This window comes from Hymenobacter siberiensis, assembly GCF_018967845.1.
GTDB classification, from domain to species: domain Bacteria; phylum Bacteroidota; class Bacteroidia; order Cytophagales; family Hymenobacteraceae; genus Hymenobacter; species Hymenobacter siberiensis.
Genome location: NZ_JAHLZZ010000001.1, coordinates 2,905,160 through 2,921,352, shown reverse-complemented (window position 1 = coordinate 2,921,352; position 16,193 = coordinate 2,905,160). Strand labels below are relative to the sequence as shown.

15 protein-coding genes are annotated in these 16,193 nt (G+C 63.4%); 5 read left to right on the top strand and 10 right to left on the bottom strand.

Translation table 11 applies throughout. The features are described 5' to 3' along the window. Window positions 1–17: 17 nt before the first annotated feature. Complete coding sequence (gene dapA / locus KQ661_RS12655) at window positions 18–902, bottom strand: 4-hydroxy-tetrahydrodipicolinate synthase (protein WP_216688691.1); 885 nt, start codon at window positions 900–902, stop codon at window positions 18–20. 134 nt (window positions 903–1,036) lie between these two features. Between dapA and KQ661_RS12650 the strand changes: the two genes are divergently transcribed. Continuing rightward, window positions 1,037–1,954, top strand: coding sequence for a polysaccharide deacetylase family protein (locus KQ661_RS12650; RefSeq protein WP_226915551.1), 918 nt, complete (start codon window positions 1,037–1,039; stop codon window positions 1,952–1,954). Window positions 1,955–2,038: 84 nt separating this feature from the next. Here KQ661_RS12650 and KQ661_RS12645 read toward each other — a convergent pair whose 3' ends face one another. From KQ661_RS12645 to KQ661_RS12620, 6 genes are all read right to left on the bottom strand, one after another. Continuing rightward, window positions 2,039–2,560, bottom strand: a complete 522-nt coding sequence (locus tag KQ661_RS12645; protein ID WP_216727197.1) for a hypothetical protein — start codon at window positions 2,558–2,560, stop codon at window positions 2,039–2,041. A 136-nt stretch (window positions 2,561–2,696) separates the two neighbouring features. Continuing rightward, complete coding sequence (gene ligA / locus KQ661_RS12640; protein ID WP_216727196.1) at window positions 2,697–4,808, bottom strand: NAD-dependent DNA ligase LigA; 2,112 nt, start codon at window positions 4,806–4,808, stop codon at window positions 2,697–2,699. A gap of 159 nt (window positions 4,809–4,967) precedes the next feature. After that, on the bottom strand, window positions 4,968–5,579 hold the full coding sequence (locus tag KQ661_RS12635) for a DUF4920 domain-containing protein (protein ID WP_216688688.1): 612 nt from the start codon (window positions 5,577–5,579) through the stop codon (window positions 4,968–4,970). Window positions 5,580–5,670: 91 nt separating this feature from the next. Further along, a complete protein-coding gene (locus KQ661_RS12630) occupies window positions 5,671–6,291 on the bottom strand; it encodes a hypothetical protein (RefSeq protein WP_216727195.1) in 621 nt (206 codons plus the stop codon). A 152-nt stretch (window positions 6,292–6,443) separates the two neighbouring features. Next, on the bottom strand, window positions 6,444–7,196 hold the full coding sequence (locus KQ661_RS12625) for a hypothetical protein (RefSeq protein ID WP_216727194.1): 753 nt from the start codon (window positions 7,194–7,196) through the stop codon (window positions 6,444–6,446). Then, complete coding sequence (locus tag KQ661_RS12620) at window positions 7,196–9,061, bottom strand: S8 family serine peptidase (protein WP_216727193.1); 1,866 nt, start codon at window positions 9,059–9,061, stop codon at window positions 7,196–7,198. The genes KQ661_RS12625 and KQ661_RS12620 overlap by 1 nt, the downstream gene beginning before the upstream one ends. A gap of 95 nt (window positions 9,062–9,156) precedes the next feature. On the opposite strand from KQ661_RS12620, the gene KQ661_RS12615 reads away from it, so the two are divergent. Continuing rightward, a complete protein-coding gene (locus KQ661_RS12615) occupies window positions 9,157–9,978 on the top strand; it encodes an OmpA family protein (RefSeq protein WP_226915550.1) in 822 nt (273 codons plus the stop codon). 175 nt (window positions 9,979–10,153) lie between these two features. Here the strand turns inward: KQ661_RS12615 and KQ661_RS12610 are convergent, their stop codons facing one another. Then, entirely contained in the window at window positions 10,154–11,596 is a 1,443-nt protein-coding gene (locus tag KQ661_RS12610) for a M20/M25/M40 family metallo-hydrolase (RefSeq protein ID WP_216726019.1), read from the bottom strand. A 218-nt stretch (window positions 11,597–11,814) separates the two neighbouring features. Further along, window positions 11,815–12,429, bottom strand: coding sequence for a phosphoglycerate mutase family protein (locus KQ661_RS12605; protein WP_216688683.1), 615 nt, complete (start codon window positions 12,427–12,429; stop codon window positions 11,815–11,817). Between the two features lie 175 nt (window positions 12,430–12,604). Here KQ661_RS12605 and KQ661_RS12600 point away from each other — a divergent pair, with 175 nt between their 5' ends. The 3 genes from KQ661_RS12600 (at window position 12,605) to KQ661_RS12590 (ending at window position 15,197) form a co-directional block, all read left to right on the top strand. Beyond that, window positions 12,605–13,285 (top strand): response regulator transcription factor, encoded by a 681-nt coding sequence (locus KQ661_RS12600; RefSeq protein ID WP_216688682.1) that lies wholly within the window; start codon window positions 12,605–12,607, stop codon window positions 13,283–13,285. A gap of 241 nt (window positions 13,286–13,526) precedes the next feature. After that, window positions 13,527–14,906, top strand: a complete 1,380-nt coding sequence (locus KQ661_RS12595) for a sensor histidine kinase (protein WP_216688681.1) — start codon at window positions 13,527–13,529, stop codon at window positions 14,904–14,906. 36 nt (window positions 14,907–14,942) lie between these two features. Continuing rightward, complete coding sequence (locus KQ661_RS12590) at window positions 14,943–15,197, top strand: hypothetical protein (RefSeq protein WP_216688680.1); 255 nt, start codon at window positions 14,943–14,945, stop codon at window positions 15,195–15,197. A 76-nt stretch (window positions 15,198–15,273) separates the two neighbouring features. On the opposite strand, the gene surE is transcribed toward KQ661_RS12590, so the two are convergent. Then, window positions 15,274–16,140, bottom strand: coding sequence for a 5'/3'-nucleotidase SurE (gene surE / locus KQ661_RS12585; RefSeq protein WP_216688679.1), 867 nt, complete (start codon window positions 16,138–16,140; stop codon window positions 15,274–15,276). Window positions 16,141–16,193 lie beyond the last annotated feature (53 nt).

The following is a 16,193-nucleotide window of genomic DNA, read 5'->3' as shown; positions in this document are numbered from 1 at the left end:
GGCTTTGCCGGAGCGCTCTACAGCGCCTTCCGAATCCGGTCTTTCAGGCCCTCGGTAGCTTCGAGCAGCGGCAGGCGTACGGCCGCGCCGCACACGCCCAGGACTTCGAGCACGGCTTTCACGCCCACGGGGTTGCTTTCCTCATACATCATCGGGTTGAGGGGCAGCAGGTGAAACAGGCCTTCGCGGGCAGTGGCGAAATCGCCGGCCAGCGCGGCGCGGGTGAGCTCGGCAAAGCGCTTGGGGTAGGCATTGGCCATTACCGAAATAATGCCTTCGCCGCCGCAGGCAATGAGGGCGGGCGTGAGCATGTCATCGCCCGAAATCAGCAGGAAATCCTTCGGCTTATTGGCCGCGATGACCAGGCACTGCTCCATAAAGCCGCTGGCTTCCTTGATGCCGATGATGTTGGGGTGCTGGGCCAAGCGCAGCGTGGTTTCGGCGGTGAGGTTGGAGGCCGTGCGGCCGGGCACGTTGTAGAGGATAATGGGCAGCGGGCTGCCATCGGCCAGGCGGGTGTAGTGGGCAATGATGCCGGCCTGGCTGGGCTTGTTGTAGGCGGGGCTGGCCGACAGGATGGCGGCCACGCCGCTGAGGTCGGTGGTGCGCAGGGCTTCTTCGGCGGCGGCCGTGTCGTTGCTGCCAATGCCGTAGACGAGCGGCACGCGCCCGGCCACGTGCTCCTTGGCTACGCGCAGCAGCTCGGTTTTCTCGTCGGCCGTGGTGGTGGGCGACTCGCCGGTGGTGCCGTTCACCACGAGGTAATCGACCCCGCCATCGATGCAGAAATCGAGCAGGCGGCGCCAGCCATCGTAATCCACGGCCTGTTCCGGGGTGAATGGGGTGACCAGGGCCACGCCCGTACCATGAAACGCGGGCAGACGGGAGGCGGATTTGTTCATGCCGGGAGTTTGAGAGTTAGTTTTGTGGGTTACAAAAGTAGCAGGTAGGTCCGCTTTGCGCGGGCCTTTTGTTCGCCCGTCTTTATTCATCACCCATTCCCCCGGTTGCGAAGCCCGGCTTCGCGCGTGTTTCAATGAAATTTTCCTCTGCTTCCCTCCTGCTGGGTGCCCTTGCCATGGCCGCCTGCGACACTAAAACCGCCACCACCGGTGAAACGGCCAACAGCAGCGTTACTGTAGAGGCTGCCCCACCCGCCGCCGCCGAAACGTCTGGCACCCAGGCCACCGCCACCGATGAGGCCAACGCCACGCCCGCCCCGGCCCCCGGCAGCATCCCAGCCAGCAAAACCGGCGACGCGGCCGCCATTCTGGCCCGCCCGCAGGTGCCCATTCTGTGCTACCACCAGATTCGCGACTGGACGGCCCGCGACTCGAAGGGTGCCAAGGACTATATCATTCCCATCGCACAATTCAAGGCCCAGATTAAAATGCTGGCCGACTCGGGCTACCACACCATCTCGCCCGACCAGCTCTACGCCTACATGACCACCGGGGCCAAGCTGCCGAGCAAGCCCATCATGCTCACCTTTGATGACACCGACCTCGACCAGTTCACCATTGCCCGGCCCACGCTGGAGCAGTACGGCTACAAGGCCATGTACTTCGTGATGACCGTGAGCCTGGGCCGCCCCCATTACATGACCAAAGCCATGGTGAAGCAGCTATCTGACGAAGGCAACATCATCGGCTCGCACACCTGGGACCACCACAACGTGAAGAAGTACCAGGGCAAGGACTGGGAAACCCAAATCGACAAGCCCACCAAAACGCTGGAAGAAATCACGGGCAAGAAAATCAACTACTTCGCCTACCCCTTCGGCCTCTGGAATACCCAGGCCTTCCCCGAGCTGAAAAAGCGCGGCTTCGTGGCTGCCTTCTCGCTGGCCGAAAAGCGCGACCAGCAGGACCCGCTCTTCACCATCCGCCGCATCATCGCCAGCGGCTACTGGACCCCCAAAACGCTGCGCAACAACATCTTGCAGTCGTTCTAAGCCAATTGCTACCAAGCAAAAAGTCCCCGCTGCAATCGCAGCGGGGACTTTTTGCTTGGTAGCAATTGGGGGGGGGGGGGAATATTACGGGGCTTTCACGCCGCCGGTACCGCTGGCGGCGGGCGGCATGCCGGGCGGCACCTGGTGCACCACTACTACGTAGGGAAATTCGCCCTTCATCTGGCTGTAAATGGTGGCTTCGAAGTCGGGGCCCTGGTAGCGCACGGCTTCGCAGCTGGGGCAGGTCACGGGCTGAGCCGTGAGCTTGCGGCTTTTAAGTTCACGGCCCAAGTCGCGCAAGCAGCTGGCCTGGGTGGTTTTCAGCACCACGTCCTGGCCGGGGCGTTGGGCGCGCATTTGCAGGCGGGCCGTGGGCGTGGTGCTGCCGGCGGGCACGTACGTCCAGGCTGCCTCGCGCACGGTGGCCGTGGGGCCCATATACGTCCACTCAAAGGTGAGATGGTCCGTCACCACTTTAGGGGTTGCGAGGGCTGTGGGCTCGGCCCCGATGGCCAGCAGGTCGGCTAGGGCGATACACTGCGCCTGCAACGCAGGGGCCCACAGGGCTTGGCCAATCAGGAATGCAAGAAGAAGAAATGCGCGCATGGGTGGGAAAATGGAGGTCAAAGGTCGGGATTTCAGTCCATAGACAAAAACTTAGCCGAACTATTTGCGCAGAACTTAATAAATCTTCAAAGTTTCTCGCCTTTTCCTCTATTATCGGAATATTCCAGCGGCACACCTAGAATAGGTTTCCCTGCCGGCCCGGCCCCGGCATAACGGGCGCAGGCAGCACGGCGGCGGCAGCTTCGGCGGGCGCACCGGCATCGGCGGTGGGCAGCATGCCCATCAGGTCGGTTTCGGAGATAATGGGCACCTTGAAGCCCAGGGCTTTTTCGCGCTTGGCGGGGCCCATGTTATCGCCGGCCACCAGATAGCTCAGCTTTTTGCTGATGGAACCCGTGATTTTACCCCCGTTGGAAGTAATGAGGTGCTGCAGCTCCTCGCGGCTATGCTGCTCAAACACCCCCGAAATAACGAACGTGAGGCCGGCCAACCGGTCGGAAGCAGGCACGGGCGCTTCGCCGGTCACTTCCAGCTGCACGCCGGCCTGGCGCAGGCGCTCCACCAGCGCGCGGTTTTCGGGTTGCTGAAACCAGTGCGCGGCGGCCACGGCAATCACGCCACCCACTTCGGGCACGGCGGCCATTTCCTCGGCGGTGGCGGCCATCAGCGCGTCAATGCCGCGGTAATGGGCAGCCAGCTTCTGGGCCACCGTCTCGCCCACGTACCGAATACCCATGCCAAACAGCACGCGCGGAAACGGCACCTGTTTGCTGGCCTCAATGCCGGTGATGAGGTTGTCGATGCTCTTTTCGCCGAGGCGCTCCAGCGTCACCAGCTCGGGCCGGCGGGCGGGCAGGTCGTAGATGTCGGCGGGCGTGACAACCATTTTCAGGTCGAACAGGCGGCCCACGGTTTCGGCCCCGAGACCGTCGATATTTAGCGCTTTGCGGCTCACGTAATGCTCCAGACGGGCCTTGAGCTGGGGCGGACAGCCGCGCTCGTTGGGGCAGCGGAAATGCGCCTCACCCTCGGGCCGCACCAGCGGCGTGCCGCAGGCCGGGCACGCCGTGGGGTACTGGATGGGCACCGCATCAGCGGGCCGGGCGGTCAGGTCCACACCCGTAATTTTGGGGATGATTTCGCCGCCCTTTTCTACGTACACCAGGTCGCCGAGGCGCAGGTCGAGCAGCTCTATCTGGTTGGCGTTGTGCAGAGTGGCGCGCTTTACCACGGTGCCGGCCAGCGGTACGGGCGTGAGCACAGCCACGGGCGTGACGGCCCCGGTACGGCCCACGTTGTAGAGCACGTCGTTGAGGCGGGTGCGGGCGGCTTCGGCGGGGTACTTGTAGGCAATGGCCCAGCGCGGGCTTTTGGCGGTGTAGCCCAGCTGGTCCTGCTGGCGCAGGTCGTCGACCTTGATGACAATGCCATCGGTGGCCACGGGCAGGTCGAAGCGTTTTTTGGCCCAGTAATGCACGAATCCGAGTACTTCATCGATAGTGGAAGCCCGCCGCCAGGTATCCGAAACCGGCAGGCCGTACTGGCTCAGGGCTTCGAGAGCGGCGCTGTGGCTGGCGAAGTGCCGGCCCGGCGTGAGCAGCGAATAGGCGTAAAAACGCAGCTTGCGGGCCGCCACCTGAGCCGAATTCTGAAGCTTGAGGGTGCCGCTGGCGGCGTTGCGGGGGTTGGCCAGCAGGGCTTCGCCGTTCTGCTCGCGCTCGGCGTTTAGCTCCTCAAACACCGGCAGCGGCAGGAATACCTCGCCGCGCACCTCAAAATCTTCGGGCTGGTCGGGGCCGGGGCGCAGGGCCAGCGGCAGAGTTTTGATGGTGCGCACGTTGGCCGTCACCACGTCGCCACGGGTGCCGTCGCCACGGGTCACGCCCTGGGTGAGCTGGCCGTGCTCGTAGCGCAGGCTCATGGCCACGCCGTCAATTTTCAACTCACAGACGTAAGCATACGGCGCGCCCTCCAGCCCTTTTTGCACCCGCTCATCGAACTCGCGCAGGTCGTCTTCGGAATAGGTGTTGCCCAGGCTGAGCATGGGAAAGCGGTGCACCGACGTGGGAAACTGCTTGGTGATGGTGCCGCCCACGCGGCGGGTGGGCGAGTTGGGCAGGGCCAGGTCGGGGTGCGCGGATTCGAGCTGCTGCAGCTCGGCCAATAGCTTATCGAATTCCTGGTCGGAAATTTCCGAGATATCGAGCTGATAATATTGGTGATTGAGGTGGTGCAACTGCTCGGTGAGGGCCTGAATGCGGTGCTGAATGGCGGGAGTATCGGGCATGGCGGGAGTATAGCGTCGGTAAGAGGCGACAAAAAAACGTCATGCTGAGCGAAGTCGAAGCATCCCTGCCGCGATAGTAAATAGATTACTTGTGCGGTAGCGATGCTTCGACTTCGCTCAGCATGACGTGGTATGTATTCCGGTTGCTGGCGAGTGATGTTAGTTCTGCACCAGCACGCCATCGGCCAGAAAATTCAGCTCCTGCCGGGGCTGGGTAATGGCGGCAATTTCCGGCTCGGGCTTACCGGCGTCGCGCAGGTAGTGCTGCTGCTCGGCCACGCTCACGGTCTGGCGGTGCGCCCAGCCGCTCACTACCACGGTATGGCCGCTGAGGTCTTTGGGCACAAAAAAGGCATAATCGCGGAAGCTCACGCGCATGTCCTGGCCGTCGGCGGTGGGCAGGGTCATCCAGCAGCCTCTGGCCTGGCACACGGCGGTGGCTTTGCCCACCAGCTTCACCTGGGCCGAATCGCGGCTGCCCAGGGCGGTGACCAGGGCGCTCATGGGCAGGGCCCCGGCGGGCGTGATGGCCGCGCCGTAGGTCTGGCCGGGGGCGGCTGGGGCAATGCTGGTGTTGCCAAGCGTCTCGCCTTCTTCTTCTTCACCGTCGGCATTGGCACCCGCGCCTTTGGGTACTTCAGAATCGTGGCCATTCACTTCCTGCTGGCCCTGGGGCAACGGCAGCACGGGGTTGATGGGGGCCGAAGGAACAAACTTCAACAGGAGCAGAATGGCGACTAATACGCCAGCGAAAGAGAGCAGGAATTTCATGATTCAAAAACAGAAAGTGGAAGCGACTGAATGGCGACCGGGCTAATTAACTTGGTCATCGACTTAAAGTCAAACATCAACCAAATTCAGACTACTGGCTGATTACTATGGTCTTGCGCAGCTTGCGGGCATAGGCCATGCGGCGCTCGGACCCACCCGCGCCGGGATAATCGAAGCCCACAGTAGTGGGGTCTTCGCGCAGGGCCGACCAGGTTTTGGCGTCTACCTCGGCGGGCTGCTCGGTACCGGGCGGAATGGCCGGCTGCATGAAATGGGTGTCGGCAAAGAAGTTATTCATGCCCTGCAAAATGGCAATTTCCTGTTCGCGTACGCTCGCCGACTGCGGGTCGGCGATATCGGTGTGGCTGAGCAGGGCGCGGGCGGGCAGCACTTCGTGGCGCAGGGTATCGCCGGTGCTGCTTGTCACGATGAGGTGGGCCTGGGCCGTGAGCACGCGGGGGCCGCGCAGCTGCAAAATGAAATTATCCCGGGTGGCCGGGTCCGAGAACGAGTGGGTAGCACTCACGGTGTTGAGCACCGTTTTGCCGCTCACGCGCACACGGCTGCCGGCGGGCGGCGGCGTATACGTAGAGCGAGGGTCGGTGGAAGAGCTGCTTACTTCGCGCTCGGTGCTCACGCAGGAGGCCAGTTGCAGCGTGAGCCCGGCAGCCAGCAGGATTTGGGCAGAAAGTCGTAGGTGTTTAGTTTTCATAAAAAAGCAAGGCCAAAGGAAGGCTCAATGCACGAAGGTAAGGCGAGGAATGAGGCCGATACTATATAAAAACCTACTAGCTTGGAGAAGCCGGCCCGGGGATTTTACGGCAAAAGCCCAACAATGGGTTTGAGCCCGGCCCGCTGGCCCACTCAGAACAAGCCCACTTCGACCCCCAGCATCCAGCGGGGCAGCTCGGGCCAGGACCCGTAGCCGGACGCAAATACCGGCGACAGCCGGTAGCGCGCCGTAAGGGCATAGCGGTCGACGCCCACGCGCGCCCCAACCAACCCTGACCAGCGGCGCAAATAAGGCAAGCCCCGCTCGGTGGTTTCGACGGAGGTGATGCCCGGCGCGGGGTCGTCTTCGGTGATGTGGGAGGTGGCGGCCACCCAGCCGCTACCAGCCAGCAGGTCGACGTAGCGGCCCACGGCGTTGCCCCGACGGCCGTAGTTCAGCCGCAGGCTGAGCTCGGAATACAGCTGGTGCAGGGCCAAGCTTTCGCTGCGATGCAGGGTAGAAGCCGGCACGAGTTTTTGGCCGTTTTGGGCCAGATTATAGCGCTGGTAGGCATAGCCCAAGTCAGCATTGAGCGCCAGCGCCTGGCTGAACCGGACCTTGAGCCGCCCGCCGCCGCGCAACTCCGCCGAGCCCAGCCCATAGCGCACGGCCGCGCCGCTGCCCGCCGGGCCGGCCAGCAGCCCATAGCCAAAATAAGCGTGCCCGAAATAGCGCCGATTGGGGCCGAAAGTCGTTTTTACGGTGTCATCGGCCACGTTGGCCTGCACCAGCACCTGCTGGGCACGAGCAGCGGGCAGGGCTCCGGCCAGCAGGCCCAGCAGCACCAGCCCCCGGCGCATAGCCCCGGCCAGCCCCCCTTGCCTGTTCAGTTCCGCAGGTTTCATTACTCTGAAAATGTGGCCGTGTAGCCTTTGAAATAAATGCGCAGCACGTTACCCCCGCCCAGGAAGCGGCGCGGCACCTGCACTACCAGCCGCTGCGTCACGGCGCGGGTTTCGTAGCGACGCAGCACGCCGCGCCGGTCCGCCAGGTTCCAGTAGAGATAGGCCGGGTAGCTGGGCTCGGGCAGCGGCGCGGGGCTGGGGCCCACGGGCTGCTCGCGGCCTACGTGCGGGACGTTGTCGGCGGGGCTTTTCGCTTCCGGGGCGGGCAGGGCGGCGGGCAGAGCGGGCTCGCTCTGGTCGGCCATGAGCGGCAGCGTTTCGGCGGGCCGCAGGGCAGCTTCGGGGCGGATGACGACGGCAATCAGGCTGTCGTGGGGCACAAAATCGAACGTAGGCCCGGCCGCAACCGCCGGCACCGAAAGCGCAAAGTGCGCGAAGCGGGGCCGCCCGTAGCCGTGGGCATAGTCGAAGTACGGGTACAGCTCCGCCGATTTTTCGAGCCCCCGAAACACCTGCATGGCCGTGAGCTCCCGGTGCTGCTGCCACAGGCAGGCCGCGAAGCCCGCCACCAGCGGCGAGGCAAAGGAAGTGCCCTCCAGCCGCTCGTAGCCGCCGCCCGGCGTGGTGGTGAGTACAATGCCGAACGCCACCAGGTTGGGCTTGGGCCGGCGGTCGGCGGTGGGGCCGTAGGAGCTGAAAGCGACGTGAAGGCCGGTTTCGGGGTCGAGCCCGCCAATGGCCAGCGCCGAGTCGGCATCGGCGGGCGTGCCGATACGAACCCAGTCGTCGTCGCCGTCGTTGCCGGCGGCGCTCACCACCAGCACGCCCTTGCGGGCGGCCAGGTTGGCGGCGCGGGCAATGAGGCTGCGGTGCCCGTCCATCTGCTCGGGGAAATAGCGCTGCTCGGTATAAGCCAGCGAGGAATTGATAATGTCGGCCCCGAGGCGGTCGGCCCATTCCACGGCGGCCAGCCAGGCTTCCTCCTCGGCGTAGCGTTCGCGGTGCAGCTGCTCGGTGCGGGCCAGCAGGTACTCGGCATCGGGCGCGAGGCCCAGGGCCGGGCCCGACGTGCCGCCGGGACCACCGGGCAAGCGGCCGGCCAGGCAGCCCATCACCTCGGTGCCGTGGCTGCCGCCGATGAATACGTCGTCGCGGTTGCGCAGAAAGTCGTGGGTGGCCACGATGCGCCGGCCCGCCACCAACTCCCGAAACGCCGGGTGCTCGGGCAGCCCCCTAAAGCCCACATCGAACACGGCAATACGCATGCCCTGCCCGGCAAGTCCGGCCGCCCGCAGCGCGGCCCCGTCGAGGTAGGCTGTTTGGCGGCGGGCCAGCAGGTAGTCGTTGGCGGAAATAGGCTTGGGTGCGCTGGCAGGTTCGTAGCGTACTGGTTTGGTTGCCTGATGAGCGGCTGCTTCAGCGGTGCGCTGCGGCCACGCTTCGACCTGGGCCACGCCGGGCAGCGCCCGGAGCGCGGCGGCCTGGGCCGGAGTGGCCCGGCAGGCCACGGCATTGAACCAGCGGCTGACCAGCGTTATGGTGTCGACCCGCGCCGCGATGGCGGCCACGTAATCGGACCGCACGGGCAGGTCGGTGGCATCAAACGCCGGGAGGTGCTGGCGAACGCGACGGGCCTGCGCGGCGGGCGAAAAATAGTGCTTCGGACTAAAATGTGCGCCCGCCTTATCGGCCAGCGATACCCAGTAGCGCGCAGGAGCTTGCTGATTTGCGGGCAATGCACTCCCAGAATGCCCCTGAGCAGCACTTGGGCCGGCTGCGCCCAGCAGAGCCACGGCTAGTCCGGTGGCCCGGCACGCCGGCCCCATGCGCTTCCAAACGGTGCTAAGTAGAGGAGAAACGTGCATAGAATTTCGCCAAAGGTAACCCCTGCGGGTGGGCTCCGTTTCAAGGCTGGACCATTTCGAGGTCTAATCGACTTCTTTACTTCTCTTTCACACTTATGAATTTCCGCCTCCTCCCCACCATGCTGCTAGGTGCCACGCTGCTGGCACTGCCCGGCTGCAACCAGAAAGAAATCGCGGCCCTGCAACAGCAGAACTCCGACCTCACCAAATCGCGCGACCAGCTGGCGCTGGAAAAAAATGCCCTGGCCTCGGCCAAAGCCCGCAACGAGGATGAGCTACGCAACTCGATTCTCAATAAAAACCAGCAGGTTAGCCAGCTGAATCAGAATCTGGGCGATGCCGAAACAGACATCAAGAACAAGAATGCCGACCTGCAAAATAAAAACGCCCGCATCGCCGACCTGCAAAATGCCCTGGCCCAGAAAGATGCCGCTACCAAAGCCCTCCGCCAGCGCGTTTCGGATGCCCTGCTGGGCTTTAACGCCCAGGATTTGCAGGTGAGCGTGAAAAACGGCAAGGTGTACGTGTCGCTTTCCGAGCAGCTGCTCTTCAAATCGGGCTCGACCAAAGTAGACCCCAAAGGCCAGGATGCCCTGCGCAAGCTGGCCACCGCCCTCAAAGACAACAAGGACGTGAACGTGCTGGTAGAAGGCCACACCGACAACGTGCCCATCAAAGGCACCACGGCCAGCGGGGCTAAGGACAACTGGGACCTGAGCGTGATGCGGGCCACGGAAATCACCCGCCTGCTCACCACGGCCGGCATGGACCCCGCCCAGGTTACGCCCTCGGGCCGCTCGATGTACATGCCCGTGGTGGCCAACGACTCCCCCGCCAACAAGGCCCTGAACCGCCGCACCGACATCATCCTCACGCCCAAGCTCGACGAGCTGTTCTCGATTCTGGGCCAGAACTAAATCACTGATTTTCGCGGATTAACCGTAATTTCGCTGATTCGCTAACGGAGTCTTCCGGCGATTCCGAACACGAGCCCGCTATGAAACAGAACGGCCCCACCCGCGCAAGCAGGTGGGGCCGTTTCTACGGAAAAGAAATCAGCGAAATCACGGTTAATCCGCGAAAATCAGTGATTTACAAGCCATACTTGCTCAGCAGGTAAATCAGCGACGCCATGCTGGCCCCGCCCAGCTCCAGCTCGCGGCGGTTCACTTTGTCGAAGGTGTCGGCGGCGGTGTGGTGAATGTCGAAATAGCGTTGCGAGTCGCACTTGTAGCCGATGAGGGCTTTGGGGTGCACAGCGGCTTGCAGGGGCTCGATATCGGTGCCGGAGTGGCCGGCCGTTACGTCGGCGGCGTGGTAGGGCCGCAGCAGCGGGGCAAAGCGGGCCAGCTTGGCCACCGTGGCGGGGTCGCCCTCCACGGTGAAGCCGCGCGGCGTGAACCCGCCCCCGTCCGACTCGATGGCGGCGAGGTGCGTTTCCTGATTCTGGGCGGCCAGGCGGGCGTATTCGTTGCCGCCCCGGGTGCCGTTTTCTTCATTCATGAAGAGCACGGCGCGTACCGTGCGCTCGGGCTTGAAGCCGGCGGCGCGCAGCAGGCGCAGGGCCTCCATGCTTTGCACGCAGCCGGTGCCGTCGTCGTGGGCGCCCTGGGCCAGGTCCCAGGAATCGAGGTGGCCACCCACGGTGATGATTTCCTGCGGGAATTTGCTACCCTTGATTTCGCCTACCACGTTGTAGCTTTTTTCGTCGGGCAGGGTAATGCACTCCATTTCCAGCTCAAACTGCAGGTCGGGGTTGGCCTTGAGGAGTTGGCTGAGCCGGTCGGCGGCATTGGTGCTAAGGGCGGCGCCGGGCACCTTGGCTACGCCCTCGGCGTAGCGCATTGTGCCGGTGTGCGGGTTATCGTCGCGGGCGCTGGTCATGGAGCGCACCAGGGCCCCCACGGCCCCGCGTTTGGCGGCTTCGATGGCCCCGTTGGCGCGCTGGTCCACGGCCCCGCCGTAGGCCGCGCCCGGCTCAATGAGGACATCGTTGAAGGGCCGGTTATAGAATATGAACTTGCCTTTCACGGCCGCTTCGGGCAGATTTTTCACTTCTTCCAGGCTGTGCACTTCCACCACGCCGGCCTTCAGCTTGCCGCCGGTGCTCACCGAGCCGCCCAGGGCGCACACCGGCACCCGCACGCCTTTGTCCTTATTCCCAATGATTTCGCCGCGCTCCTTGCTGCCGCGCACCCAGTGTGGCACCATCACCTCCTGCAGGTACACGCGGTCGAACCCGGCTTTTTCCATGGTGGCCTTGCCCCACTCCACGGCCTGCTGGGCCTGCGGCGAGCCCGACAAGCGGGGCCCGATGGTGCCGGTGAGGTAGCGCAGGTTGTCGTAGCTCTCGCCGCGCAGCAGGGCTTCATCGAAAATTTTGCGCAGGGCCAGCGAGTCGGTCTGGTCGGCTTGGGCCGCAGCGACGGGCGCGGGCGTGCCCTTGGCTTTTTTGCGCGACTGGGCCTCAGCCGGAGCGTTGATGACCAATAGGGTGCCGGCCAAAACCAGCATTTTTTTTACGGAACAAGGCATAAAGCGACAAGCTGAAATCCGCGACCGTAGTGGCCGGGCGTGGGCGAAAGTACGGCGGCGGGCCATTGCGGGGTGCGGCCCCGGCCAGCAGCAGGCCCGGAAGTTGCCGGAGCAGCTACTGGTGCAGGGCCTCAAAAGATAAGGCCGCCGCCCCTCACGCAGAGCAGAGAGAAGCGGCAGCCTTGGGCATCTTTACCGGCTTTGGCAAGCCGCAGCGGCTACTTCATGGGCGCAGTCTGAACCATGGGTGCAGCCTTGCCTGGTTTGGGGCTCTGCCGGCGCTCGGGGCCATAGCCGCGCATGTCGACGGTGGGCATGGCTCCTTCCACCAAGCGCACGGTGAAGAGGTATTCGTAGTCGTTTTCGCCGATTTCTTCCACCGGCGGGGTAGCCCCAAAATCGTCGATGAGCGAGAGCACGTTGTTGGAATGACCCACGATAACCACCGATTTTCCGGCGTATTCTTTCAGAATGCGGTCGGTCAGGTCACGGCCCCGTTTCGGGTCGTACACCTGCGGCTCCAGCTTCAGGGCCTCGGCCAGGGGGGCCAGGGTGGCGCGGGTGCGCTTGGTTTCGGTGGTGAAAAGGGCCGCCGGGTGGTAGCCCATCAGGGTTTTGCGCAGAGCCAGGGCGCGGGTCTGGCCCAGGGCCGAGAGCGTAGGGTCGGTGCGGTCGGTGGTCGAATCTTTTTCGGCGTGGCGCACAATGTACACCGTCGTGACAATGGGCTTGGCTTTGGATTTGGATTTGACCGGGGCCTGGGCGGCGGCGCTGTTGGCCAGCGTGACCAGGGCCGCCAACAGCAGCGGCCAGAATAGAAAGCAGTGTTTCATCAGAAAAGCAGGAAGAAAACGTGGCAAGATGTTGCTGGGAAAGATACGCCACAAAGTTTGAGGGGGCTGAATCGTTGGCCCGGCCCGGAATGAAAACCGTCCTTCATGTCCCGTTCAGATGCACATGTCGTATGTTGTACCCGAAAGCCTCACCCGTCACCCTCTTTTTTGCCCCATGCACGTTCTGCTCATCGAAGACGAAAAAAGCCTGCACCAAGAAATGCGGCAGTTTCTGCTGCAAGCCCAGTACCTGGTCGATTCGGCCTACACCTACGCCGAGGCCTCGGAAAAGCTCTACGTGAGCAGCTACGACTTCGTGCTGCTCGACCTGGGCCTGCCCGGCGGCGATGGCCTCGACCTGCTCCGGGAAGCCCGCCTGAATGAAAACCAGGAGGCCTCGTTCATCATCCTCACCGCGCGCGGCGCGCTCGATGACCGCATTCGCGGCCTCGACCTCGGGGCCGACGACTACCTACCCAAGCCGTTCTCGCTGCTGGAACTCACCAGCCGCATGCAGGCCATCACGCGCCGCAAGTTCAACCTTAAGCGACCAGAAATCACTTTCGGCCAAGGCTTTAGCATGGACCCCAACGCCCGCATCGTGCGGCACGGCGGCCAGGAAGTGCCCCTCACCAAAAAGGAGTTCGACCTGCTGCACTACCTGCTGCTGCACCGGGGCCGCGTCCTCACGCGCCTGCAGCTGGGCGAGCACCTGTGGGGCAACGTGCTCGAAGACGATTCCGACTCGAACTACATCGACGTGCACATCAAAAACGTGCGCAAGAAGCTGGCCCAGTTCGCCTCCTCCGACTTTCTGGAGACGGTGCGCGGCATCGGCTACCGGGCGGCGGAGTAGCGGCAAAATGGCAAGTGAGTAAGTAAGTGAATGGGAGTTGCACGCTGGTAGTACCGAGTAAATTTGCTGGTGCTTCCTTCTTACCAGCAGCATTGCCGCTCTCGGCCTTACTCATTTACTCACTGGAGTTGTTTAGAAAGTCACAAAAGGTACTCAAACGGTCATGCTTCGCTGCGCGCTGCATGACCGTTTGAGTACCTTTTGTGACTTTCTAAACAGCTTCACTTACTCATTTACCAAAATGCGTCTCGAAGCCAAGCTTGCCCTCTTCAATGCCCTGTCCAAGCTGCTGCTGGTGCTGCTGGGGGCCCTGGTGATTCCGCCCATTGTGCAGCGCGTGGCCGTGGCCCACACCGACCTGTACCTGCGGGCCAAAAAGCAGCAGGTGCTGGCCCTCATTGCCCGCGATGGCCTGCAGGCGTTCGAGCGCGGCGAGCGGGTCGAGACCTACGCCGACTACAACATCTTCAAGCAGGAATACATTACGCTCACGCCGCTAGCCGCCGGCAAGGCCCTGCCGCCCGAGCACATCTTTGAAGAGCCCCGGCAGGTAGACCAGCAAGTGGAGGATTTTCGGATTCTGAGTTTTGCGCGGCCGGCCCAGGCGGCGGGCCAGCCAGCATTTCGGGTCGAGATTGGCTCCTCCCTGGAAACGGTGGAGCTGCTGACCGGGACGCTGCGCAACCTGGCCCTGTGGGTGCTGGTGGCGGCCTCGCTACTCACCGTATTTTCCGATGCAGCCTTTGCGCACTACCTGCTAGAGCCCCTGCGCGAGCTGACTATACGCAAGCTGCGGGGCATCCGGCAGCCGTCGGATTTTCAGTTTGAACCCATTGATACCGATACCACTGACTTCCGTCGCCTCGACGACCGGTTGAACTCGCTGATGCGGCAGGTGCAGTCGGCTTTTGCCAAGGAGCGGGAGTTCATGAGCAACGTGAGCCACGAGCTACTCACCCCGGCCAGCATCCTGCAATCGCGCTTCGAAAACATGCTGCAGGACCCCACCCTGCCCGAGCAGCACGCCCAGCAAATCGTGGAATCGCAGCGCACGCTCTACCGCCTGCGCAACACTGTGCGCACCCTGCTGCTCATCGCCAACATCGAAAACGAGCAGTACCTGCGCAACGAATCGGTGCGCCTGAGCACCGCCGTGGCCGAGGTGGCCGAGGAGCTGGACGACCGCCGCCAGCAGCGCGACATTACCCTGGAAGTAGACATTACCGGCGACGACACCCGCCCCCTCGCCAACGCCAGCCTGCTGCACACGCTGGTGCGCAACCTGCTCTCCAACGCCATTAAGTACAACCGCGAGGGCGGTAGCATCCGGGTACTGGGCCGCCCCCTGCCCACCGGCGGCTACACGCTGCGCGTGGAGGATTCCGGCCCCGGCATCGCCCCGGAAAACATCCCGTACCTTTTCGACCGGTTTCGGCGCTTCAACTCCAACGCGCCCGGTTCGCCGGAGGGCTACGGGCTGGGGCTGCCCATTGCCCAGACCATTGCGGGCTTTCACGGGGCCACGCTGCGGGCCGAGTCGGAGGTGGGCCGGGGCACGGCATTTATCCTGGATTTTCAGCCGGCCACCAAATTATTGGTGGGATTCATGCCGGCTTCATAGGGGTACTGGTAGTTTCGGAAAGTCATTCTACTTTCCGTGCGTACTCTGCTGAAAATCCTGCTTGGTAGCCTGTTGCTGTTGCTGCTGGTGGCCCTGGGCACCGAGGTAGTGGCCCTGCACCGCAGCGCCCTGCCCCTGCCCGGCCTGACGGCCCCGCCCATGGTGGTGCGCAAATCGACCACGGCCCCCATGCCGCCCAAAACGGTGCGGCTGGTAGTGGCGCACCACTCTTCGCCAATTAAAACGCGCGAATCCGCGCTTCCTGCCCACAACAAAGCGCCGGCTAACTAGCCAAGTTTTTTTAAGCTTGTCATCCTGCGCATTCTGTTTTAATCGCAGAATGCGCAGGGTGACAAGCTTAACAGAATTATTCCTGGTTGGCTACCCCGTAATCTTCCGAGGACACGGGCTGGGGTGGGATGGCCACTTCCTGCGCTTCGGGCAGGGGCAGCTGCCACTGCTGGCTGAGGTGGGCCAGGCCTTGCATGGCAGTGAGGTCGAACTTGCAGGGCACGATGGACACGTAGTTGTGGGCCAGCGCCCACTCGTCGGTATCGGTGCCGGGGTCGAGGTTTACGAACTGGCCCACCAGCCAGTAATACGGGCGCTGGTAGGGGTCGAGGCGGCGGTCGAACTCCTCCTGCCACTTGGCACGGGCCTGACGGGCCAGACGCAAACCGGCAATGGGCGTTTCGGATTTCTTGGGGATATTCACGTTGAGGGCCGTGCCGGCGGGGATGCCGTGGTCGAGGGCGTGGCGGCACACCTGGGTCACCCACTCGGCCGCGTGCGAGAAATCGGCGTTCGGGCCGTACTCGCAGAGGGAGAAGCCCACGGCGGGCAGACCTTCAATGGCTGCTTCAATAGCCGCCGACATAGTGCCTGAGTACAGCACGTTTACCGAGGCGTTGGAGCCGTGGTTGATGCCGGACACCACGAGGTCGGGGGTACGGTCTTTGAGCACGTAGTGCTTGGCGATTTTCACGCAATCGGCCGGGGTGCCGGAGCATTCGTAGGCAGCCACCTCGGGGCCGAACACCGGGTTTTTGGTGAGGCGCAGCGGGTGGCCGATGGTGATGGCGTGGCCCATTCCGGACTGCGGCGAATCGGGGGCGACAACCACGACTTCAGCCCCGAGGGCCACCATGGCTTCAACGAGGTGGCGGATGCCGGGGGCAGTGATGCCGTCGTCGTTGGAAACGAGAATAAGGGGGCGCGGGAGGGCGGCGGACATGGGCTAAGGATGTTTAGGGTTGGGCAAAGGTAGGCGGAGGCAGAAACTCCCCT